The 22006-nt window shown below is 37.3% G+C and carries 19 protein-coding genes, 1 pseudogene and 1 riboswitch; of the genes and pseudogenes, 14 read left to right on the plus strand and 6 right to left on the minus strand.

Annotated features, from left to right (window positions below):
• Window positions 1-7: 7 nt before the first annotated feature.
• From IEX29_RS15290 to IEX29_RS15305, 4 genes and pseudogenes are all read left to right on the plus strand, one after another.
• Window positions 8-841, plus strand: coding sequence for a carbohydrate ABC transporter permease (locus IEX29_RS15290; protein WP_188735234.1), 834 nt, complete (start codon window positions 8-10; stop codon window positions 839-841).
• A gap of 25 nt (window positions 842-866) precedes the next feature.
• Window positions 867-3356, plus strand: coding sequence for a glycoside hydrolase family 38 N-terminal domain-containing protein (locus tag IEX29_RS15295; protein ID WP_229720245.1), 2490 nt, complete (start codon window positions 867-869; stop codon window positions 3354-3356).
• Between the two features lie 94 nt (window positions 3357-3450).
• Window positions 3451-5184 (plus strand): class I mannose-6-phosphate isomerase, encoded by a 1734-nt coding sequence (locus IEX29_RS15300; protein ID WP_188735235.1) that lies wholly within the window; start codon window positions 3451-3453, stop codon window positions 5182-5184.
• Between the two features lie 36 nt (window positions 5185-5220).
• Window positions 5221-5364, plus strand: a pseudogene (locus IEX29_RS15305) (site-specific integrase); the annotation flags it as partial.
• A 388-nt stretch (window positions 5365-5752) separates the two neighbouring features.
• Here the strand turns inward: IEX29_RS15305 and IEX29_RS15310 are convergent.
• Complete coding sequence (locus IEX29_RS15310) at window positions 5753-6055, minus strand: hypothetical protein (protein ID WP_188735236.1); 303 nt, start codon at window positions 6053-6055, stop codon at window positions 5753-5755.
• Window positions 6056-6633: 578 nt separating this feature from the next.
• Window positions 6634-6735: riboswitch (SAM riboswitch) on the plus strand.
• A 122-nt stretch (window positions 6736-6857) separates the two neighbouring features.
• Here IEX29_RS15310 and IEX29_RS15315 point away from each other — a divergent pair.
• The 5 genes from IEX29_RS15315 (at window position 6858) to IEX29_RS15335 (ending at window position 11036) form a co-directional block, all read left to right on the plus strand.
• Window positions 6858-7910 (plus strand): homocysteine S-methyltransferase family protein, encoded by a 1053-nt coding sequence (locus IEX29_RS15315; RefSeq protein ID WP_188735237.1) that lies wholly within the window; start codon window positions 6858-6860, stop codon window positions 7908-7910.
• A 25-nt stretch (window positions 7911-7935) separates the two neighbouring features.
• Entirely contained in the window at window positions 7936-8685 is a 750-nt protein-coding gene (locus tag IEX29_RS15320) for a cyclase family protein (protein WP_188735238.1), read from the plus strand.
• A 45-nt stretch (window positions 8686-8730) separates the two neighbouring features.
• On the plus strand, window positions 8731-9837 hold the full coding sequence (locus IEX29_RS15325; RefSeq protein ID WP_188735239.1) for a 5-methyltetrahydropteroyltriglutamate--homocysteine S-methyltransferase: 1107 nt from the start codon (window positions 8731-8733) through the stop codon (window positions 9835-9837).
• 208 nt (window positions 9838-10045) lie between these two features.
• A complete protein-coding gene (locus IEX29_RS15330) occupies window positions 10046-10636 on the plus strand; it encodes a histidine phosphatase family protein (protein WP_229720246.1) in 591 nt (196 codons plus the stop codon).
• Window positions 10637-10712: 76 nt separating this feature from the next.
• Window positions 10713-11036, plus strand: coding sequence for a cytochrome C biogenesis protein (locus IEX29_RS15335; protein WP_188735241.1), 324 nt, complete (start codon window positions 10713-10715; stop codon window positions 11034-11036).
• A gap of 64 nt (window positions 11037-11100) precedes the next feature.
• Here IEX29_RS15335 and rsgA read toward each other — a convergent pair whose 3' ends face one another.
• Both rsgA and IEX29_RS15345 read right to left on the minus strand, forming a co-directional pair.
• Complete coding sequence (gene rsgA, locus IEX29_RS15340) at window positions 11101-12147, minus strand: ribosome small subunit-dependent GTPase A (protein ID WP_188735242.1); 1047 nt, start codon at window positions 12145-12147, stop codon at window positions 11101-11103.
• 324 nt (window positions 12148-12471) lie between these two features.
• Entirely contained in the window at window positions 12472-13245 is a 774-nt protein-coding gene (locus IEX29_RS15345) for an acetoin reductase (protein ID WP_188735243.1), read from the minus strand.
• A gap of 246 nt (window positions 13246-13491) precedes the next feature.
• Between IEX29_RS15345 and IEX29_RS15350 the strand changes: the two genes are divergently transcribed.
• Window positions 13492-14262 (plus strand): SDR family NAD(P)-dependent oxidoreductase, encoded by a 771-nt coding sequence (locus tag IEX29_RS15350; RefSeq protein WP_188735244.1) that lies wholly within the window; start codon window positions 13492-13494, stop codon window positions 14260-14262.
• Between the two features lie 181 nt (window positions 14263-14443).
• Here IEX29_RS15350 and IEX29_RS27050 read toward each other — a convergent pair whose 3' ends face one another.
• Window positions 14444-14572: a hypothetical protein gene (locus IEX29_RS27050; RefSeq protein ID WP_268239071.1), complete on the minus strand. Its 129-nt coding sequence runs from the start codon at window positions 14570-14572 to the stop codon at window positions 14444-14446.
• A 236-nt stretch (window positions 14573-14808) separates the two neighbouring features.
• A complete protein-coding gene (locus tag IEX29_RS15355; RefSeq protein ID WP_188735245.1) occupies window positions 14809-15363 on the minus strand; it encodes a TetR/AcrR family transcriptional regulator in 555 nt (184 codons plus the stop codon).
• A gap of 168 nt (window positions 15364-15531) precedes the next feature.
• Between IEX29_RS15355 and IEX29_RS15360 the strand changes: the two genes are divergently transcribed.
• Together IEX29_RS15360 and IEX29_RS15365 are read left to right on the plus strand one after the other, a co-directional pair.
• Entirely contained in the window at window positions 15532-17610 is a 2079-nt protein-coding gene (locus IEX29_RS15360) for an efflux RND transporter permease subunit (RefSeq protein ID WP_188735246.1), read from the plus strand.
• Window positions 17594-19402: a methyl-accepting chemotaxis protein gene (locus tag IEX29_RS15365; protein ID WP_188735247.1), complete on the plus strand. Its 1809-nt coding sequence runs from the start codon at window positions 17594-17596 to the stop codon at window positions 19400-19402. Before IEX29_RS15360 ends, IEX29_RS15365 begins: the two co-directional genes overlap by 17 nt.
• Before the next feature lie 110 nt (window positions 19403-19512).
• Here the strand turns inward: IEX29_RS15365 and IEX29_RS15370 are convergent, their stop codons facing one another.
• Window positions 19513-20292: a ChbG/HpnK family deacetylase gene (locus IEX29_RS15370; protein ID WP_188735421.1), complete on the minus strand. Its 780-nt coding sequence runs from the start codon at window positions 20290-20292 to the stop codon at window positions 19513-19515.
• A gap of 366 nt (window positions 20293-20658) precedes the next feature.
• On the opposite strand from IEX29_RS15370, the gene IEX29_RS15375 reads away from it, so the two are divergent.
• Together IEX29_RS15375 and IEX29_RS15380 are read left to right on the plus strand one after the other, a co-directional pair.
• A complete protein-coding gene (locus tag IEX29_RS15375; protein ID WP_188735248.1) occupies window positions 20659-21324 on the plus strand; it encodes a flagellar brake protein in 666 nt (221 codons plus the stop codon).
• 121 nt (window positions 21325-21445) lie between these two features.
• Window positions 21446-21964: a GNAT family N-acetyltransferase gene (locus tag IEX29_RS15380; protein ID WP_188735249.1), complete on the plus strand. Its 519-nt coding sequence runs from the start codon at window positions 21446-21448 to the stop codon at window positions 21962-21964.
• Window positions 21965-22006: the final 42 nt, after the last annotated feature.

Here is a 22006-nt window from a genome sequence, read left to right on the forward strand (position 1 = left end):
TACATTTATGAAAACCTATACGGAGAATAGTAGAAAAACTATTACTATATTACTCTCGTTTTTTTGCTTTTTATGGTTTCTCCCATTTTTATATGTAGTGATAAACGGTGTGAAAACAAGAAAAGAATATAACTTGGGAGAGTTTTGGGACTTGCCAAAAGGAATTTCCATTTTGGAAAACTATGAATATATAAATGATCGTATCGATTTTATGATGGGATTTATGAATAGCTTGTTATACGGTGCTATCGCAACAACGTTAGCCATTTTGTTTGCTTCTTTAGCAGCATATGCTATTTCGGCATTAAAGATAAAAGGGAAAATGTTTTGGTTTATGTTGATTTACAGTGGAACCATTTTTCCATTCCAAATGTATATCATTCCCATCTTTCGAATGTATTCAAATGTTGATCTATACGATAGCAAAATAGGACTATTAGCAGTATACACAGCTCTTTGTATTCCTTTTTGTTTATTCGTATTAAGAAACTATTTTTATTCAATTCCTAAAGAGTTAGTGGAGTCTGCCAAAATGGATGGTGCTTCTGATTTCAAAATTTATGTAAGTATTTTTATGAAAATGGCGAAAGCGCCTATAGCTGCCTGTTTCTTATTTCAATTTACATGGGTATGGAACGACCTTCTATTTGGTCTAACCCTTTCTAAGTCTGCAGAAGCAAGGCCCATTATGAGTTCCTTGTCTTTACTAAATGGAGCCTCGGGAACAAATGATGTCCCTTCCGCTTTATTAGCAGCTATTCTTGCATCTATACCAACTTTTTTCATATTTCTAGTTTTAAATAAAAGTTTCAACTATGGTTTTCCAACTACGTCTAAATAAAAATTAAGAAAGGACAGGAATAATAATGAAAAAGAAAATGAAAATGTATGTTGTTCATCATTCCCATACAGATATTGGCTATACAGAACGTCAGGAAAAGATAGAACGATACCATGTTGATTTTATTAAGCAAGCCATTGATATTCTAAATCTTATTCATCAAGGAGATGCTTCAGAGTGGGAAGGATTCCGATGGACATGCGAAAACACATGGCAAGTTGAAAATTTTATCAAGTCAGCAAATGAATCATATAGGAATGATTTTAAAAAATATATTCAAAGTGGAGAAATCGATATATCTGGTAATTATTTAAATATGACAGAGCTCGTTGACCAAGAAGTGTTAAATAGAAAATTAAAAGCTGGTTTGGAGTTGGCAGAGTCTTTAGGATATAGACCAACTAGTGCAATGACAGCTGATATTAATGGATATGCCTGGGGATATGCAGAATCATTGTATCAAAATGGAGTGGAAAACTTATTTTCATGCATCCACCCTCACCATGGTCTGTTCCCGCTTAATCAAAAGCAAACTCCGTTTTATTGGGAGTCACCAGAAGGAAATAAAGTGTTAGTTTGGATAGGGGAACATTATCATTTGGGCAACGAGTTAGGGATAGTCCCTAATGGAGGTACCAGTTATACCATACGCGATGAACTGTCCTTGAACATGCATTCTGAACCTTTTCAAGTCGCAGAGAAGAGAATTTATAGATATATAGAAAATTTAATTAAAGAAGATTATCCATTCCAATTTGTTCCTATTATGGCTTCAGGAGTTATTAGTGATAATGCTCCTCCAAACGCAAGGATCATAGAATTTATTGATGCATGGAATCAAAAACATTCAGAGAATATAGAGATGGAAATGATTACTTTGAAAGACTTTTTTTATATTCTGCGTGAAAACAGTCAAGATATTCCAACTTATAAAGGAGATTGGAATGATTGGTGGGCAGATGGTGTAGGTTCTACTCCGCTTGGAGTAAAACAATTTCGCGAAGCTCAAAGAAAATATAGATTGAGTCATAAATTAGATCCTCAGCGAAAGATAAGTGATGAGAAGCAAATAGAAGAATATCTAGATAACAGTATGAGATACGCAGAACATACTTGGGGATATTCTACTTCCGTTTCTGAACCTTGGGATGGACTAGTAAATAGCTTGCAGCAACGAAAAGCAGGATATGCTACTAAAGCAGATGAGGCGATTTCTAAGAATTTAGATTTCATTTTAGCTGAAAGAGGAGAAGTCTCTCTTATTCCAGATCGTAACAGAAAGTATAAAGTAATTAACCCGCATTCTGAGAAGATTACAGATACAGCAAGTCTATTTATTGGTCATTGGGAAAAGTTTGATAATATGCATTTGAATGGCGAAGAGCTTAATACATTTCTAGAAGTAATAGATTCGCATACGAAAGAAGTACTGCCACATCAAATTATGCCAACAGCAAGTAATGGATATAATTGTGAATTTCTTATTACGCTGGAATCCAAAGAAGAGAAAACCTTAGAGATTCGGCCTAAAGAAAATCCGACTTACTATACGATTAAGAATCATGCACATATCGGTGCAGAAGGAATTCAAGATATTCAACCAGTAGATATAGAAAGTCGCAAACATCATGTGTCACCACATTATATAGAAACGTCTTATTATAAAATTATGTTGGATGAAACAGTTGGAATTAAAAGTATGATAGACAAAAGCGATAATAAGGAATTAATTCGAAACGATATGAAATATGCTCCTTTTATGGGGATTTACGAGCAGACAGAAATAAAAGCAACTCCAACGGAAGAAAGAAAAATAATGGGAAGAAACAGAAAAAATATATCTACTAAAAGATATGCAGCAAGTCTTAGTGATATAAAAATACACGACACAGGGGATGTCTATACCTTGATAGAGCTATATTATGCCTTGGAAGGAACGAAACATTATTCTGTTCAATTAAAAATTTACAATGACTTGCCAAAAATTTCTGTGAAATTAAAAATTCATAAAGAAAGTTACTGGGAGCCTGAGAATCTATATGCCTCTCTTCCATTTACAACGGGACAAGAGGAACAATTGCATGTGGAGAAAACAGGAAGTATCGTTCGTCCAGGCATTGATCAACTCCCTTATACAAACCAAGAGTTTTATTTATTGCAAGATGGATTAGCTTATGTTGGCCAGCAAAAAGGCATAGCTATTGCTTTACAAGATGTTCCTTTAATTAGTATGGGGAATCTGGAACATCATTTAATTGAATTGTCAGGGTCAGAAAATAATGAAAAGAACCAAGAGCCAGTCTATACTTGGATCATGAATAATTTTTGGGAAACAAATTTTAATGTTGATTTAGCAGGTTTTTATGAATTTTCTTATCATATTGCGACATCAACTCGTTACAATCATGCAGAAGACGCTATTTATGCTTGTCGGATTTTAAATGAAGGGCTAATCACCATTAATATTAGTGATGGCTCAACGAATATACAACAAAAAGGAAAGTATCTTCAGTAAGAATTCTAAATATTGATTTTGTATAAATGATAAAAAAACTAATCAAGCAGTTTTGTTTATTTTATTTGAAATAGTAGGAGCGTGAAAGATTCGAATGACAACATTTGATAAATATCCTGCAGTAATTGTTTCTGAGAATAACAATGATATCTGGGAAGGGGCTAAACCTATTGTAGAAAAGCTGAAAAGGGTAGCTCTGAATCATAATCTAATTGCGGTGGAGTGCTATCCAGGGGTAGATGTAAAGAACTTATATTATGATATCATTCAGCCTTTGCATGCAGATGAAACGATTTGTACCGACGATTTATTTTATAATGATGATAAAATCACAGAAATGATAAAAAGTAATCTAACAGAAGACGACGTATTCGGTACTTTTTCTCCCCATTCGCTTAATGAATTCCTGGATGACAAGAAAGTAAAAGCTATCAAAGAGAAAATGAAGAACGATCAGAAGAAAAATATGATTGTGTATGGGGTGGGAGCAAGCCTATTTGCAGAAGCAAGTATACTCATTTATGTAGATATCACGAGATGGGAAATTCAACAAAGGTTCAAACAGGGTGCACTAAATTGGAAAACCAATAATCAAGATGAACAAATGTCACGAAAAATAAAGCGTGCTTACTTTTTTGAATGGCCATTGGCCGACCGTTTGAAAAAAACATTGTTACATGAAATTGATTTTTGGATAGACGGGAACGATACAGGCAATCTTAAATTGATTTCTAAAGAACAATATGCACAAGGATTAACGCAAGTCGTTTCGCAGCCTTTTCGACTCATTCCATTTTTTGCTCCAGGAGTTTGGGGTGGGGAATGGATGAGAGAGAAATTCAATTTGGATAAAGAGGAAGTGAACTTTGCTTGGTGTTTCAATGGAGTTCCTGCAGAGAACAGTATCTATTTACAATATGGTGATTGCATCATTGAAATTCCAGCCAATAATGTGGTTTTTTCTCATCCGGCAGAATTATTAGGTAATAAAGTGTACGGCCGTTTTGGCAGAGAATTTCCCATTCGGTTTAATTTTTTAGATACTATAAAAGGTCAAAACTTAAGTTTACAAGTTCATCCAACTACAGAGTATGTTCATGAGGAATTTGGGGCGCATTATACACAAGATGAAAGCTACTATGTCTTACATGCTGAGGAAGGTGCAGTTGTTTATTTAGGAGTGAAAGAAAATATAGATAAGGCAGAAATGATAAACGATTTAAAGGAGGCGGAGATAGGAGATAAGGATTTTGATGATGAGAAATTTATTCACCGTATGAACATAAAGAAACATGATCATTATTCCATTCCTGGAGGCACTATCCATTCACAAGGGAAGAACTCTGTCATTCTTGAAATTAGTTCGACACCAAATATTTACACCTTTAAGCTGTGGGACTGGGGAAGAGTCGATTTAGATGGAAGACCAAGACCGATACATTTGCATCATGGTTTACATTCCATCCAATGGACAAGAGATGAAAATTGGGTGAAGGAACATTTGCGTTCTCCAAATAAGTTAATAGCTAAAGATGATGGATGGTATGAAGAGAAAACTGGCTTACACGAGTTAGAATTTATCGAAACTAGGCGACACTGGTTTTCAACCAATGTTTATCATGAAACACATGATAGTGTCAATGTGCTTAATTTGGTGGAAGGGGAGGAAGCCATTGTGGAAAGTATTAATGGTGAGTTCGAACCTTTTATAGTTCATTATGCTGAAACTTTTATTATACCTGAGCATATAAAAAAATATTCTATCAGACCTCATGGACCTTCAAGAGGGAAAACAATTGCGACTATTAAAGCGTTTGTCAGGGTATAAAGATTACAAGTTGCCGGTTAGAAAATGATATTTTCAGATTTAGATTTTGAGAATCGTCTTATCCATGTAGACCATCAACTATTGAGAGATACTGAAATTGGGTACTACATTGAAACACCAAAAACCAAAAGTGATGAGCGCCAAGTTCCTATGGTTGAAGAAGCCTATCAAGCATTTAAGTGAGTGTTAGCAAATCATAAAAAGATAAAATCAGTAAATTGCTGATGATTACGGAGCTGTGTTGAGAAACGTGAAGTATCACCAACAGGAAAAATGCTCGTAAAGCCATAGAATAAGGCTATACGAGCATTTAAGCAGATTTAAAAAGATAATCAGAAATTTATACTTTGTTTATACATTATAAATTGAAACTTTATTGTACGCAGGGTACAGTTTCTAACATTTACGATCTTGCTCTGAACATATCGGCAATTGCATGAAATACCTCAACACCCTGGTAAGTGAATACAGACAATGCAGTCAGCGAAAAGAATCCGATAACGATTAATCTAAAAATCATCATTTTTATAGCCTCCTCTTTTAATCTTTTACTTATATCAAAAGAGGATTAAACCACGAAATTGGATTGATAGAAAACTGGATTCATCAGCTGTTTTGTCCGGACAGCTCTTACAACGGTGGTGAATAAACACTGACCGCCCAATAAAAATAGTGTAATAACTAAAACCGGAGTTGCTGTAAATGATTTATCCGGCTGGTCATTGCCGCCTAAACCTAAGTCATGTGATACCTGATGATCAACCAGGGTATCCTGTTCGGCGAGAACGTAGTTGTGGGGTGTATCTAAAAATAAGTGTGTCATTGGCAGACTGATAATCATTAAAGCGATAATCAAATATCTATTCAACATCTACGCCCCCTTCCGTGTATTATTATGTTTATAGATTTTATATTTTTAGTGAAAAACTTAATTATACCAATATTGATAAATAAATTCAATATGATATAGAATATTTTTTTTGGACTAATGTGTATTATATGCTTATTTCTCAAATGTGTCTATACTTTTTGAACACTTTATGAATTTTTTTGTATAAAAACAATATACCCCTTTTATAAATAAGTCTAAACGTATGCCTGGATATAAATAGAGATTTATATGTGTACGAAATATGTCTTTCCAGTATATGAACTGTTCATCAAGATCATTCAATCTAATTTAACTTTCGTACTTAAGAATAAGCATCTATACCTTCCTGTTCCAGGATGAACAAGTTCTTCATTATCCCACTTGCATTTTGTTAAACCATCCTTTTATTGAAATGGGAATTGTGTATAGCGCCGCTCCGACCAACCACTATGCTTTCCATGGGGGCGGCTTCAGCTAACTTGAAAATAAAACCAGATTAAAATATTTTTAATATTTCTTATTGACAAGGAATTCAAATACATATATAGTTATCTACAACAAATGAATAGCAATACATTTTCTTATCCAGAGAGGTGGAGGGACTGGCCCTTTGAAGCCTCGGCAACAGACTTATAAAAGAACTGTGCCAATTCCAGTAGCGTTTAGCTAGCAGATAAGAGGAGACATTGATAACGTACTCAAAAACCTCTTCTTATTAGTAAGAAGAGGTTTTTTTTCGATTCAATAACAGCTTATCGGCAGTTAAATAATATAAGTATATGAATTTAGGGGGAATTTAAAGGTGGCAAAAAGAGGTTTAGAAGAACGTTTAAAGCAGGGAACAGTAATTGCAGGGGAAGGTTATTTGTTTGAGCTGGAGCGTAGAGGATATCTGCAGGCGGGATCTTTCGTACCGGAAGTAGCATTAGATAATCCGGAAACATTAAAAGCGGTATATCGTGATTACATGAAAGCTGGTTCCGATGTAGTGCTGGCATTTACATATAACGCACATCGTGAAAAAATGCGTATCATTGGCAAAGAAGAACTGCTGGAGCCATTAAACAGAAATGCGATTAAATTAGCGAAGGAAGTGGCAAAAGAGCATCCGGTGGAAGAAGCACTGGTTGCAGGGAATATCTCTAATACAAATATCTTTAATCCGGAGGACCAGGAATCAAAGGATAAAGTGAGAGCAATGTTTAATGAAATGGTTTCATGGTGTAAGGATGAAGATGTTGACTATATTAATGGGGAAACCTTCTACTATCATGAAGAAGCGCTGATTGCTTTAGAAGAAATAAAAAAATATGATTTGCCGGCAGTAATTACACTAGGATTGATGGGAGAAAATATTTTACGTGATGGTTACACTGTTGAAGAGTCCTGTAAGATTTTAGAAGATAACGGAGCTCTGGTTGTCGGGATGAACTGTTTCCGCGGGCCGGATACCATGCAGCCATATTTAGAGAAAATCCGTGAAAAGGTGGATGGATATGTAGGAGCATTGCCAATCCCTTACCGGACAACAGAAGAAAATCCTACTTTCTTTAACCTGCCGGACGGAGGATGCAGCTGCCATTTGCCGACAGAAACAACATTCCCGACTTCTTTGGACCCGCTTTATCATAACCGTTATGAGCTGGCAGAATGGGCGAAAAAAGCGCAAAGCATCGGCGTTAATTATATCGGGTTATGCTGTGGAGCTTCCCCGGCAATGCTGCGGGCTGTTGCAGAAGCAGTAGGAATAGAAACTGTTAATTCAAAATATTCTCCAGATATGTATAAGCATTTCTTATTTGGTGAAGACGAAACATTGCAGGGGCATATTACAGAGTACAAAACAAAGGCTTAAAAAATGTTTTTGGGAGGCGGTTATAATGACGTTGACAAAGGAAAATGAATTATTAAATGCTTTAGAAATTCTAAAGTCAAAGACATGGGTTGATTTAACACATACGTTTGGTCCGGGTTCTCCTCATTTTTCAGCGTTTGAAGATGCTGAGTTTAAGACATTGTACACACATGACGATGGATTCCTGGCACAGCAATTCAGTTTTTCAGGACAATATGGCACACATATTGATGCACCGATTCATTTTGTCCGTGATCAGCGCTATTTAGAGGAACTGGAGCTGAAAGAGGTTGTCCTTCCGCTTGTTGTGATTGATAAATCAGAAGCAGCTTCGAAAAATCATGACTATATTTTGACAGTGGAAGACATTTTAGCATTTGAAGAGGTACATGGGAAAATTGAAGAAGGTACTTTTGCAGCACTGCGGACAGATTGGAGTAAACGCTGGCCGGACAAAGAAGCCTTTGAGAATAAGGATGAAGACGGAAATAATCACTTACCTGGATGGGGTCTGGATGCTTTAAAATTCTTATTTGAGGAAAGGAAGGTTAAAGCAGTAGGCCATGAAACATTTGATACCGATGCAGCAATTGATGCCCAGAAAAACGGCTCTTTAATCGGCGAGTATTATGTGCTCGAGCAGGATACCTTTCAGGTCGAGCTGTTAACGAATCTGGATCAATTGCCGGCAAAGGGAGCAGTGATTTTTAACATCAGTCCGAAGCCTGAAAAAGCAAGCGGCTTTCCAGTCCGTTCCTTTGCAATTTTGCCATAATAAATAATAAAAAATATATAGAAGTAAAAAAGGAGAAGAGATAAGATGACAAAAACAGCAGTAAAAGCACCATTTCGCGCAGACCATGTAGGAAGTTTATTACGACCGGAACGTATTCATCAGGCAAGAAAGAATTTTCAAGAAGGAAATGTTTCTAAAGAAGAGCTTCACCAAATTGAAACAGAAGAAATCAAGCGTATTGTTGATAAACAGATTGAAGTCGGTTTACAGGCTGTCACTGATGGAGAATTTAGACGCCGCTTCTGGCACACAGATTTCCAGGAGCATTTAAATGGAGTGGAAGGATATGTGCCGGATACAGGATTTAAATTTGTTGGAGAAGAAACAGAACGCTATAATGTGCGTATAACAGGAAAGGTTTCCTTTAATCCAGATCATCCACATGTAAAGGAATTTGTGGAATTTAAAGAAATCGTCGGCGATCGTGCTATTGCTAAACAAACGATTCCAAGCCCGAATCAATTATTTGGTAAAGGAATCCTGAATCCAGATGTTTATCCGAATTTGGCAGAATATGCAGAAGATGTGATTCAGACTTACCGGGATGCTATAAAAGCTTTTTATGATGCAGGCTGCCGCTATTTGCAGCTGGACGACGTTTATATTGCAGGATTAAATGTAGAGAACTTCCCGACAACAGAAGATGGGAAGGATCGTCAGTATTTTATTGATTTAGCTCTGTATGTATTAAACAGTGTACTTGAGGATAAACCGGAAGACTTAACAATTACAACACATCTATGCCGCGGAAACTACCGTTCGAAATGGGCGTTTGAAGGAAGCTATGCGAAAATAGCTCCAACCTTATTTGCAAAAGAAAAAGTAGATGGATTCTTTTTAGAATATGATGATGACCGTTCAGGCGGATTTGAACCGCTTGATTACATTCCAAATGGCGGACCTCGTGTAGTGCTGGGTGTATTTACTTCCAAGCATGGTGAGCTGGAGAATAAAGAAAATATTAAAGCAAGGGTAGAAGAAGCGTCCAAATATGTTCCATTTAATCAATTATGCATCAGTCCTCAATGCGGATTTGCTTCGACCCATCACGGGAATCTTTTAACGGAGGAAGAGCAATGGAACAAACTGAAATATATTGTGGATGTAGCAAAAGAGATTTGGGGAGAGTAAACAAAATTATAGAAAATGAACAGCGAGCGTTATCACATTGTATGGAAAAATAGATGAAATTGGAAAAAGGCCGAGGGAGATTGGAACCCTTGAGCCTTTTTCTTTGTGAAGAAGAAAGACGTGTCAGAAGTGAATACATGTTAATAGATATAAAGATAGAAATAGTGCTAGAATAAGTACAAGAAGAAAAAAGTTCGAAAGTGGGGAAATGGATTTGACAGAGATTTGTATGATACGGCATGGAGAAACAAATTGGAATAAAGAAAAAAGAATTCAGGGAAAGACAGATATCCCCTTAAACGAAACTGGGAAATTACAAGCTGGAGTTTGCTGCACGGCCGCAAAACAATTTGAGCCGACAGTATTAATCACCAGCCCTCTAGCGCGTGCGAAGGTAACAGCAGAAATCATTAATCAGGATTTGCAGCTTCCCCTGCATGAAATGAAGGCTTTTGTTGAGCGCACTTATGGAGACGCTGAGGGCATGACGATAGAGGATAGAAACCGCTACTTCCCCGATCGTGACCATATTCCAAATGTCGAGTCGTTTGACCATTTAAAGGCCAGAGGAATGAAGGGATTAGAGGAAGTTTGTGAAAACTATCCGGATGAGCGTGTTTTAATCGTTTCTCATGGTGCTTTAATCAACAGTCTTTTATCTGTAATTTCAAAAGGAGAACTGGGAACGGGAATTACATTTTTACAGAATACATCAGTCACAAAATTTTCCTGTGAAAACGGCGAATGGCGTGTTATCGACTATAATAATACAGAGCATCTTGCTACAGTTAATGAGTAATTATATAAATGACGTGCAATCTTCATATGAAACATTTTAAAGATAAACAGGATTTGAACAAAAGGGGGTGTTATGGATGAAGCTTAATTATGTAAAGGTAGAGGTGTTAATTGCAGAGGAATATATCAGCAGTTTGCGGGAGGAGCTCCATGAGCATGGATTCCTGCACCATGGCAATCAGGACAATGTTCTTTCGTATACAAAATGCAGGCATTATTCCCGGCCATTGGAGTTTGCTCCATTGGAAATGTCGCTGCAGCCGGAAAATGTATTCCTGCAAACGGATTGTAAGGCAGAATTCCGATGTATGATTCACCAAATTGAGAAAGTGAAGAAAATCATCCATGATATCCACCCAAGTAATCATCCTGTCATGTATTTTATTCCTATATTTGATTAAATAAAAGCAGCCGTGTCCAGTTTGACACGGCTGCTTTTTAGCAGTATAGCATATAGACAATTATTTACTTCATACGATGCTGCATGGTTGTTCTTTTCCATTTCTTTTTCTCTTCTGCAGCAAGCCGGGCATTTTGCCTGCGTTCCAGGTAAGCGAGCTCTTTTTGCAATTTAACATAGCTGTTCCAGCGTTCTTTATCTAATTCTCCGGATGCAAGTGCTTCCTTCACTGCACAATCTGGCTCGGTATCATGCAGGCAATCATTGAAGCGGCATTTCCCAATCAGCATTTGAATATCCGAAAAGGTATGCGACAATCCGGATTCTTCGCCTGCCCAAAGCAAAAAACTTCGCATCCCGGGAGTATCAATAATCACACCGCCATCCGGCAGCCGGAAAAGCTCCCGGTGCGTTGTTGTATGTCTGCCGCGTTTATCCGAATCACGAACAGCTTGGGTTTTAAGCACTTCTTCTCCTAACAAATGATTGATCAAAGTTGATTTTCCAACACCGGAGTTCCCTATTAATACAATCGTATCATCTGCATGGATGGTATTCCTGATTTCTTCCTTGCCAATTTCATTAACGGCATCCCAAGTCAACACAGGGATACCGAGAGCAATCTGATCAATTTTTTGTTTTGCCGCTTCCAGATTTTCCACCAAATCAGCTTTTGAAAGAATAATAATTGGACTGGCGCCGCTTTCCCAGACAGTTACTAAAAACCGTTCCAGCTTCCGCTCATTAATTTTTTCCTCCAGACTCAGAACAATAAATACTTTGGTAACATTACTGGCGAGAATTTGTGCATTTGTTTCCAGTTCATCTGCTTTACGGACAATGCTGCTGAAACGGGGAAGCAGCTCGTCAATGATAAGAACATCATGAGGATTATTTTGTTTTAGAACGACCCAGTCCCCAACAGATGGAAAATCTTCTCTGGATGAAGCATTATGTCTGAGCTTGCCTTTTACAACTGCCTGGCGTGCTCCATAAATGGTTTGAACAGTATATCTTTCCTTTTGTTCATTGATGACACGGGCTAACAGTTCAATAGAACCTTGATAATTTATTTCCGGACGATAAGCATAGTTTTTTTGAAATTCGTACAAATGGACTTCCTCCTAATATTTTTGAAATAAAAAAACGGATTGGTACACACCAACCCGGACACGTCAAAAATATAGGAGTTCTTTTAGAAATCCAAATAAATATATCACGTATGAGAAGGTGAGTACCTATGAAAAATAGCTGCCGACAACATGTTTACGTATACTTTTTTCATAAGACATCACCTTCTCTCATTTTTGTAATTGCTTACATCATAACGGATTATTGGCAGAAAGTAAATAGGGAAACAAATAAGCATCTGGATTTGTTTATTTGAGATCCAGATGCTTATTATGTTAAAACGATGATCTAACAGTCTTCAGCTATTATCTGTATACGATTCCGCCATCTGTAATAATAGCCTGTCCGGTAATATAGTCAGAATCATCAGAAGCCAAGAAGGAGACAAGGTTTGCGACATCCTCCGGCTCTTGGGAACGTCCCAGTGAGATGCCATCAACAAATTGCTTATAGGCATCCCCGCGTTCCATATCATCATAATATTTTACCATTTCTTCATCGATACGATCCCACATTGCTGTTCCTGCAACACCCGGACAATAGGCATTAACACGGATTTTATATGGTGCCAGTTCTTTAGAAGCAGAATGAGTGAAAGAACGGACAGCGTGTTTGGTAGCAGAGTAAGTACCCAGCATTTCAAAGGATTCATGTCCAGCGATACTGCATGCGTTAATGACTTTCCCTTTTGTATCCTGTTTAATGAATTGTTCAGCAGCAGCTTGTGTACCGAATACAGTACCGTTTACATTTACTGCAAATGTTTTATTCAATTGATTTTCATCAATATCAAGGAATGGAGAGACAACGTCAATTCCTGCGTTGTTCACAAAGACATCCAATTGACCAAAGGCGTCTACTGCTTCTTTAACAAGGTTAAATTGGTCTTCGCGTTTCGATACATCACCTACGACGGAAATGGACTCAACACCGGCATCCTTAAATTCTTTTAATGTGCTGTTCAGCATTTCTTTATTAATATCATGCAGAACAATTTTGAAGCCATCTTCACCGAGACGTTTAGCAATTCCTTTTCCTAAACCGCCTGCAGAACCAGTGATAATCGCAACTTTTGACATAAAAAAGACCTCCAAATAAATATATTTAAATGATTAGATGTAGTGATCTGCATCCAGTTTATATTATTCCTCTTTTAAAGAAAATCGAAACATAAATAGTAAAATAATTTTTTGGAAAAACTTTATTATATGAGCTGAGTTCCCTTTTTGACAGCAATTAAAGTAAAAGCGTATGCTTTATATATAAGTTGAAATAATAAATGATACCTCTAACTTAGATAATACGAAAAGGAGGAAATTTGATAGATGACAACATTAAAAGGTAAAGTTGCAATTGTAACTGGAGGAGCTTCAGGAATTGGTTATGCTGTGGTGCACAGCTTACTGGAAGCGGGAGCAAAAGTAGGGGTAGCAGATTTAAACGAAGGAAAACTGAAAGAGATGGAACAACAACATAAAGGTAATTTATTAGGTGTTGTAACAAATGTAACTAAGGAAGAGGATATTAAAAATCTTGTAAATAGAACAGTAGAGGCTTTTGGCGGGCTGGATATAGCCTTTAATGTAGCAGGGGCATCGAAATCAGGAGCAATCATTGATCAGCCGGAAGAAGATTGGGATTTCACTGTTGATTTGTGTTTAAAAGGTGTTTTCCTGTCTTTAAAACATGAAGCAAAATACATGAAAGAGCATGACGGAGGAGCGATTGTCAATGTTGCTTCTTTAAATGCGCATGTTCCAATGCATTATGGAGCAGCTTATTCTTCTGCAAAAGCGGGAGTGGAGATGCTCACAAAAAATGCTGCGCTTGAAATGTCCAAGCATAATATTCGTGTTAATGCTATCTTACCGGGACTTGTATCAACTCCATTAACTTCCAGCTTAACAGATGTTGATGCAATTAATGAAGCGTATCTGGAACGTATTCCTATGGAGAGAGCAGGAGATCCAAAAGAAATAGCAGGACCGGCACTATTCCTTGTCAGCGATCAGGCATCCTATGTGAATGGAGCCAGTTTACTTGTAGATGGCGGCTGGGCGGTGACAGGTTATCCGGATTTAAGTAAATTCATGTAACATTTTTAAATAATGAAATGTTATTTAGAAAAAATTGGCATCACGAGGCTTATTAAATAGGATTCTTTGATGGGCCTTGTGATTACTTGGTGTATTAAAACTGTTGCACGAATACAGGAAGAAAATTATATTTTCTTCCTGTATAAAAAAACAGGTAAGATTTATTCGCCTCATTCTGCTATTAATTATCAAATGATTTCCGAAGCGCACATACTTCCTCAAGCTCAAGGCTGGTTAATCCAGATATTTCTTCATCCTTATAATCCCTGTCTAAAAGCTTTTTCACAAAATTCCGTTCTGCTTCTTTCATTCCTTGTTCGATGCCGCGCTCTACGCCTTTTTCTATAGCTTAGGCCATACCTCTTGCCATTCCCTTTTCCATGCCTCTCCTTGTCGTAACTTCCTTGATTTCTCTAAACAATCTTCCAAACGTCGGAGTGTCTCTTAACTTTTCCATCCTCCATTTCGTTTTTTGATTATAAAAGTGTATTGGAATTTCATTTTCAACGATTTTTAAACTAAAAGAGATGTTAGATGCCTTTGTATTTAACAAGGCTTACTAATCTCCGAAATTATTTTAGCCATTTCATCTGTTGATTCCTTCATCCCGTTTTCCAACCAGTATTCAATTACTGTTATACTTCCGCTGATAGAATAGATTGTCATGTACTTTGCTGCTGTTTCGCTCATTTTGTGTTCTGGTCCGTTAAAGTCGTTCATAATATGAGTTTGTGCGGCAAACATGACTTTATATGTGAATCTTTTATTGCCATGTTCACTGAAAAGAATCCGGAAATGTTCATGACGGCTGTATACATATTCGAGCAGGTACTTTAACATCGCCAGCGCTTCTTTTTCCTGCGTGTAATCATATTGAAGCAATGCCTGATTCAACTCATCGATAATTTCATCTTCAATATGGGTCATTAAATCATATTGATCTGCATAATGACTGTAAAAGGTAGAACGGTTAATATCAGCATGCTCACAAATTTCTTTAATAGTAATGGAGGAAACAGGTTTTTCTTTTAAAAGCTCCATCAGGCTATTTTTAAGAGCCATTCTTGTATAACGTTTTCTTCGGTCTATTTTTTGTACCAAGTTTAATTAACTCCTTTATGAACAAAATATGAAATTTTGCTTTTTATCCAACAGATGATGGATTTTTGTTGTGGAACGTACATTTTTTAAGCAACTGTTTGTTGTATAACTGACAGTGTGTCTTTATAATATTAAATTATATGGATGAAATCAACAAGATAATGGGGAATGACAGTGGCAAATATAATTATTCGTTTTAAAAAGACAATCGTCATCTTTTTTACGGTCCTTACTATCTGTTCTTTGGCCGGGATTCTGTTTGTGGATGTGAATTATAATATGCAGGATTACCTGCCGGATGAAGCAGAATCTACTCAGGCTTTAGAAGTGATGGAGGAGGAATTCGCCGGGGGTATTCCGAATGCAAGAGTAATGGTGGAGGATGTCTCCATTCAAGAGGCAATAGAGTATAAAGAAGCTCTGGAAGCAGTAGACGGTGTGACAGAGGTTCTATGGCTGGATGATGTGGTAGATATCCGGACGCCGATTGAAGCAGCAGATACGGATACTGTTGAGGCATATTATAAAGAAGAAAAGGCGCTTTTCTCAGTTACCATAGCCAGTGGTAGAGAAGTCGAGGCAACAAATGAAATTTATAATTTAATTGGTGAGGAGAATGCAATTTCTGGAGAGGCAGTAAATACAGCGACACAGCAGGAAATGACAGGAAAAGAAAGCATGTACGCTGCCGTGCTTTTAATTCCGATTATTGTCATTATTCTTATCCTTTCTACAAGCTCATGGATGGAGCCGGTCTTTTTCCTGACTGCAATCGGTGTTTCGGTTCTGATTAACTTAGGGACAAATGTATTCATCGGTGAAATTTCATTTGTGACGCAATCGGTCGCCCCTATATTGCAGCTTGCTGTTTCTCTGGATTATGCGATATTTCTGCTGCACAGCTTTCAGGATTACCGGAATAAAGAATATCAGCCTGGAGAGGCAATGAAAAAGGCCATTAAAGAATCGTGGCCGGTCATCAGTTCAAGTGCTATGACGACTATATTCGGATTCATGGCTCTTATGTTCATGAATTTTGAAATAGGCTCTGATCTCGGGCTAAATCTGGTTAAGGGAATTATTTTAAGCTTTATCAGCGTTATTGTTTTTCTGCCTGCATTTACGCTGTTATTTTATCACTGGATTGATAAGACGCAGCACCGGGTCTTTGTCCCGACAAGATTTACTGGAGCAGGGAAAAAATTATTAAAATTAAGGCTTCCAGTTTTAATTCTGGTTCTCTTATTAATTATACCAAGCTTTCTGGCGCAAAACAGTACGTCGTTTACTTATGGTATGGGAGAACAGCCGGAAGATTCCAGGCTGGGCGCAGATATTCAGCAAATTGAAAATGTCTTTGGTGAATCCACTTCGATTGTGCTGCTTGTTCCTAATAATGATATTGGTAAAGAGGAAGAGATGACGCAAGTGCTGGAGAATGTGAACTATGTGTCGTCTGTTACAAGCTACGCCACCATGGTAGGAACTGCAATTCCGCAGGACTTTTTGGAAGATGATGCGACAGAGCAATTTCTTTCGGAAAATTACAGCCGGATTATTATTAATACAGAGGCTGGAACAGAGGGAGAACTTCCTTTTGCAATTGTAGAAGGTGTCAGGGACATTGCTGCGTCGTATTATGGAGACGATGCTTTAACATCGGGGGAAAGTGTATCCTTGTATGATATGAGAGATATTGTTTCCAAAGATAATCAGCTTGTAAATATTTTAACAATTATTGGTGTAGGAGTTGTATTATTAGTTAATTTCAAGTCAATTTCCTTCCCGGTTATTCTGCTGCTGGTTATTCAGGCCGCAGTTTGGATTAACCTGGCGATTCCTTATTTTACAGGGACGCCACTTGTATTCATTGGTTATTTGATTGTCAGTACTGTACAGCTGGCAGCAACCGTGGATTATGCGATTTTATTGACGGAGACTTATAAAAATTATCGCCGCTATATGCCAAAATGGAAAGCGATGAGAAAAACATTGGATGATAAAATTTTCTCCATAGCGGTCTCTGTATCCATTTTATCCAGCGTCGGATTTATTCTATGGATGACATCATCCAATCCAATTGTAGGCTCTATTGGTCTTCTGCTTGGGAGAGGGGCATTACTGGCGTTTATTCTTGTTATCACATTATTGCCGGCATTGCTGGTTTATAGTGATACATTACTTCAAAAAACATCATTACGTTTGAAGTTTGATAAGGAGGAAGAACAACATGAGAAGGACAATTAAATGGCTCTGGCTCGCGTTGGCTTTATTCTTTATTCCTTTTTTAAATACAGCTGTTTTGGCTGCGTCATCAGAGGAGAAGAATGAAGAGGGAGAAATTAAGGAAAAGAACGAGGTTATTTATGCGAATTTAGAGACGGGCGGAGCATTAGAAAATATATACGTTGTGAATGCATTTGAATTGAATAAAACAGGAATGATTGAAGACTTTGGAAACTATGAATCTGTCAAGAACTTAACAGATACCAGTGAAATCAAACAGGACGGGGACACTGTCCGTATGGAAGCGACGGCAGATAATTTTTATTATCAAGGAAACATTTCCAAAGAACTGCCCTGGAAATTTACAATTGAATATTATTTGGATGGGGAAAAAGTAGACCCGAAAACAGTTATTGGTGAATCTGGTCAAGTAGAGATAGAAATAAAGGTAGAAGAGAATGGAGATACAGGGGCTGACTTCTTTGATAACTACATGCTGCAAATATCCCAGCCGCTGAATACGGATCACTTTTATAATATTGAAGCAGAGAACGCAACCCTTGCAAATGCAGGAAAAAATAAGCAGATTGCATTTACGGTGATGCCGGGTGAGGAGGAGACGTTGACGATTCATGCAGATACAGATCAATTTGAGCTGGACGGAATGGAAATATCTGCTCTGCCATCATCTGTCTCTGTAGATGGTCCAGATACCGATGCACTTACAGAGGAGTTTCAAAGCTTAACAGATGCCATTGGTGAAATTGATCAGGGTGTTGGTGAGCTTGGAGATGGTATCCGGGCATTTTCAGGAGGATTAACAGATTTGGAGAATGGCTCTTCCCAATTCCAAAATGGTTTAAATGAGTTAAACAATTCCAGCGCTGAATTAACAGGTGCATCGGCAGAAATTAATAATGCCTTTCAGAGAATACAGGAAGAAGTCGGTCAGATTACCGGAATTGACGGAGTAGATCAGCTGAGCAGTATGACAGAAGCTGCTTCAGATATGGCTGCGGGAATGGAAACATTAGCGGATGAAATAGATACTTTGACGACAGGCTATGGGGATGCGAAGGAAGCATTGAGAACAGCAATGGATCAAATACCGGAAGCAACCTTAACGGAAGAAGATTTCCAGGCTTTATACGATAGTGAGATAGATTCAGAGATTATCGACGAGCTGGCAGGAACGTATGAAGCTGCACAAAGTGCTTTAGCTGTCTATAATGAATCTGCAGAATCGTTTGAGGCGGTCGAGCCGGCATTATCTGAATTTCAAAACTCTGCCAGTGAAATTTCCGGTTCAATCCGAAGTTTCGCAGATGAGATAGAACAATCTGTCGGTCAAATAGATATTGATGAGGGATTGGATGAATTTATAACAAGCGTGAATACCATGGCAGATAATTATAATCAGTTCCACGAAGGACTGATAGGTTATACAAATGGTGTAGATGAGCTCAGCACATCTTATTCAGATATTCATAACGGAATCAGTGAATCAGCAACAGGCAGCAATGAACTTGCTTCCGGAGCAGATGAATTGCAGAGCGGAACCAGTCAGCTGTATGATGCCACGCAAAATATTCCTGATGAAATGCAGGAGGAAATTGACAAAATGATATCTCAGTACGATAAGTCAGATTATGATCCGGTGTCTTTCGTTTCTGAAGAGAATGATGAAAAGACAAACTCTGTTCAGTTTGTTATTCAAACGGATAGTATTCAGCCAGAAGAAGCTACAGAAGAAGCAGAAGAGGAAGAAGAAAGCAAAGGATTTTGGGATAGGTTAATAGATTTGTTCAATTAGGAATAAGATACAGGAAGAAGCGCAAACTCTATGTTTTAAAGCTGGAGTGTTGCGCTTTTTTATAATGTAATTGTAGTGTTAAGCGGCTGGAGAAACTTTTTTCGTTCTAATTACAGCTCTTTGTAAGAAATTAAATCAATATGCTTTTCGTTTAATTGCTCCTTGACACGATTATCCGTCAGCATAGCAACCTCCTGTGTCCGGGGAATCAGCAAAGAAGAATGATTTAAAATATAATCATCTAAATAGCCGGGATGAAAAATGAGCATATCCACGCCATCTTCGTGCAAATTATCAAGTAGTTTTTCCAACGTATGATAAGGATTATAATCTGCCTGCATACTTTCCATCATCAGATATACCTTCGTATCATTTACCATAATAAAGGAATCATTATCAGTAAGATCATTTGGACTGGATCCTGTGGGTAATCCAGAATACGTTAATCCATGTGTCTTAGCAAAATGCTCTAATGCTTTAAAAAAGTTATTGCTTGCAATAGCATGACCCTCAAAATAATCCGGCTTCCTGCCGAATAAATCGATGAACTTATCATATTGTGCTTCAATCTCAATCAGTGCTTCTTCGAAGACAACAAAATCTTCTTTGGCAGTACGATATTCTTTGGAAGTTTTAAAATAACCATTTTCCATTACTAAAGACGGAATTTTTTCCGGATCTGCCAAAGGTCTGCCGGCGCAGATATTTGTATGCTGACCGAATGCAACAGACTCTTCCTTAATTAAATTGACTCCATGCTGTGTGGCAGGCATATTTACCATGATTCCGACACTGGAAATTAAACCATCCTTGACAGATTTTTCGATACCGTAATTTACTGCTTCTGAATACCCTAAATCATCAGCTCTAAACAGTATTTTACTCTTCATAATGATCACTACCAATCTTTTTTTCAGTTCTTGTATCTCTAGTATATACGTTACGATAGCCATGACAACAAATCCAATTAAGCAGACGATATTTTATAACAAAATTAATAATAAAAATTAGAAATATCATTACAAAAATTCTAAAAAAACGTTATAATTAGGTAATAGTAGTCCTGTCTAAAGACCTATTTTTAAATATAGATCATAATAAATGATGACTTATTATTTATTTTTCGAGGAATTTTTTGTTGGATCTATAAAAAATACAGAAATTGGTTTTTATTAAGGCTTGAAATTTTTCAGAGAGAAACTACATAAAATGAATGGATGGACAATTAAGCATATGTAGAAAAGGGGTTAATTCTTATGAATGAACAAACTTATACAGAATTTTGGACTGGTCAGATGCTGGAGATTATAACATCAGATAAAAAAACATATTTCACTCAGCTCATACGACATGAAACTGATTTGCTGATTCAAAGACCTGCAAATAAGCAAAACGTCCCAATGCTTATTGAAAATGACTTGGATGTTACTGTTTATTTTCATGATGATCAAAAAGGACTGTGCAGTTTTTGCTCAAGAATAAATCGTCATGATAATGGGAAAATAATAATGACGAAACCGTCGAGGGATTCAATAAAAGTAGTGCAAAGAAGGCAATTTTTCCGGGTGAAGGCAGCTGTAGAAATGACTTTGGTATTGCCTCCTGCTGAAGATTCAAATGAAGAAGAAGGGGAAAAGCTGAAAATTACTACCCATGATATCAGCGGAGGCGGGGCAGCTTTTCTTTCCGAGTCAAAAATATTGGAAGAAGGAGACGCGGTGAAAGGTATATTATACTTGAAGACAGATACTGAGCAGGGTAAAGTAGAATTTAATGGGAAAATTGTTAACGTTATGAAACAGCATAATCAATTTTACAAAACTGCATTACAGTTTATCGATATGAGAGAGGGAGCAAGATCAAAGATTGTAAAGTTCTGTATCGTTAAGCAAATTGAATTTCGTAATAAAGTCAAGGAATAGTCAGCAGATTACAGAGTAATAAACAAAAAATTAGAATAGAAATATTAATTTTTTATATGAAAAGAAGGAATTTCTTAATTTTATGTCGAATATATAGCAAAGGATATAAGGAGGTAGATTTATGTCAGAAAAAGTTGGATCCATTAACCAAGACTTGCATGTGCATGTTGCGCAAAAAGAAGATATGAAGTCCATACTCCGGCTGTTAAAAGGTGTTACAACATGGTTAAAGAAAAGTCGTTTAAAACAGTGGGAGTTCCTTGATCAGGATGAGGAAGATCCAGAAGTAAGGCAGTCTATTGAAGACGGGTCTACCTTTGTTGTTAAAGAAGGAGACGAGATTATTGCTACATTTACGTTAAATGAAATGCAGACTCCTTGGGATAAGAATATCTGGGGGCAATCCAGCGAGGATGCCTTTTATATGCATCGCCTGTCCGTAGATCATGATCATATTGGACGGGGCCTCGGAAAACCGATTGTCGAATGGATGGAAGCTTATACAAAAACGCAGGGAATGCGCCGGATTCGGTTAGACTGTGTAGAAAGCAATAAAAAGCTTAATCAAATTTATAGAGGTTTTGGCTACGATTATAAAGGAACCAATCATGACCATTGCAGATATGAGAAAATTTTATAATTTACGATAGCTGCTCTTTATCCTCTATATCATCTTCTTCTG

The sequence above is a fragment of the Oceanobacillus neutriphilus genome, from assembly GCF_014645515.1.
Taxonomy (GTDB): Bacteria; Bacillota; Bacilli; order Bacillales; family Amphibacillaceae; genus Oceanobacillus; species Oceanobacillus neutriphilus.

Excerpts from the sequence above, each read along its gene's own strand:
- IEX29_RS27050 (WP_268239071.1), bottom strand. The coding sequence starts at position 14,572 with ATGAAAGAAGCAGAACGGAATTTTGTGAAAAAGCTTTTAGACAGGGAT.
- IEX29_RS15370 (WP_188735421.1), bottom strand. The coding sequence starts at position 20,292 with ATGAAGAGTAAAATACTGTTTAGAGCTGATGATTTAGGGTATTCAGAA.
- IEX29_RS15350 (WP_188735244.1), top strand. The coding sequence starts at position 13,492 with ATGACAACATTAAAAGGTAAAGTTGCAATTGTAACTGGAGGAGCTTCA.
- IEX29_RS15365 (WP_188735247.1), top strand. The coding sequence starts at position 17,594 with ATGAGAAGGACAATTAAATGGCTCTGGCTCGCGTTGGCTTTATTCTTT.
- IEX29_RS15295 (WP_229720245.1), top strand. The coding sequence starts at position 867 with ATGAAAAAGAAAATGAAAATGTATGTTGTTCATCATTCCCATACAGAT.
- IEX29_RS15330 (WP_229720246.1), top strand. The coding sequence starts at position 10,046 with ATGGATTTGACAGAGATTTGTATGATACGGCATGGAGAAACAAATTGG.
- IEX29_RS15335 (WP_188735241.1), top strand. The coding sequence starts at position 10,713 with ATGAAGCTTAATTATGTAAAGGTAGAGGTGTTAATTGCAGAGGAATAT.
- IEX29_RS15310 (WP_188735236.1), bottom strand. The coding sequence starts at position 6,055 with ATGTTGAATAGATATTTGATTATCGCTTTAATGATTATCAGTCTGCCA.
- IEX29_RS15375 (WP_188735248.1), top strand. The coding sequence starts at position 20,659 with ATGAATGAACAAACTTATACAGAATTTTGGACTGGTCAGATGCTGGAG.
- IEX29_RS15345 (WP_188735243.1), bottom strand. The coding sequence starts at position 13,245 with ATGTCAAAAGTTGCGATTATCACTGGTTCTGCAGGCGGTTTAGGAAAA.
- IEX29_RS15300 (WP_188735235.1), top strand. The coding sequence starts at position 3,451 with ATGACAACATTTGATAAATATCCTGCAGTAATTGTTTCTGAGAATAAC.
- IEX29_RS15325 (WP_188735239.1), top strand. The coding sequence starts at position 8,731 with ATGACAAAAACAGCAGTAAAAGCACCATTTCGCGCAGACCATGTAGGA.
- IEX29_RS15360 (WP_188735246.1), top strand. The coding sequence starts at position 15,532 with ATGACAGTGGCAAATATAATTATTCGTTTTAAAAAGACAATCGTCATC.
- IEX29_RS15290 (WP_188735234.1), top strand. The coding sequence starts at position 8 with ATGAAAACCTATACGGAGAATAGTAGAAAAACTATTACTATATTACTC.
- IEX29_RS15380 (WP_188735249.1), top strand. The coding sequence starts at position 21,446 with ATGTCAGAAAAAGTTGGATCCATTAACCAAGACTTGCATGTGCATGTT.
- IEX29_RS15320 (WP_188735238.1), top strand. The coding sequence starts at position 7,936 with ATGACGTTGACAAAGGAAAATGAATTATTAAATGCTTTAGAAATTCTA.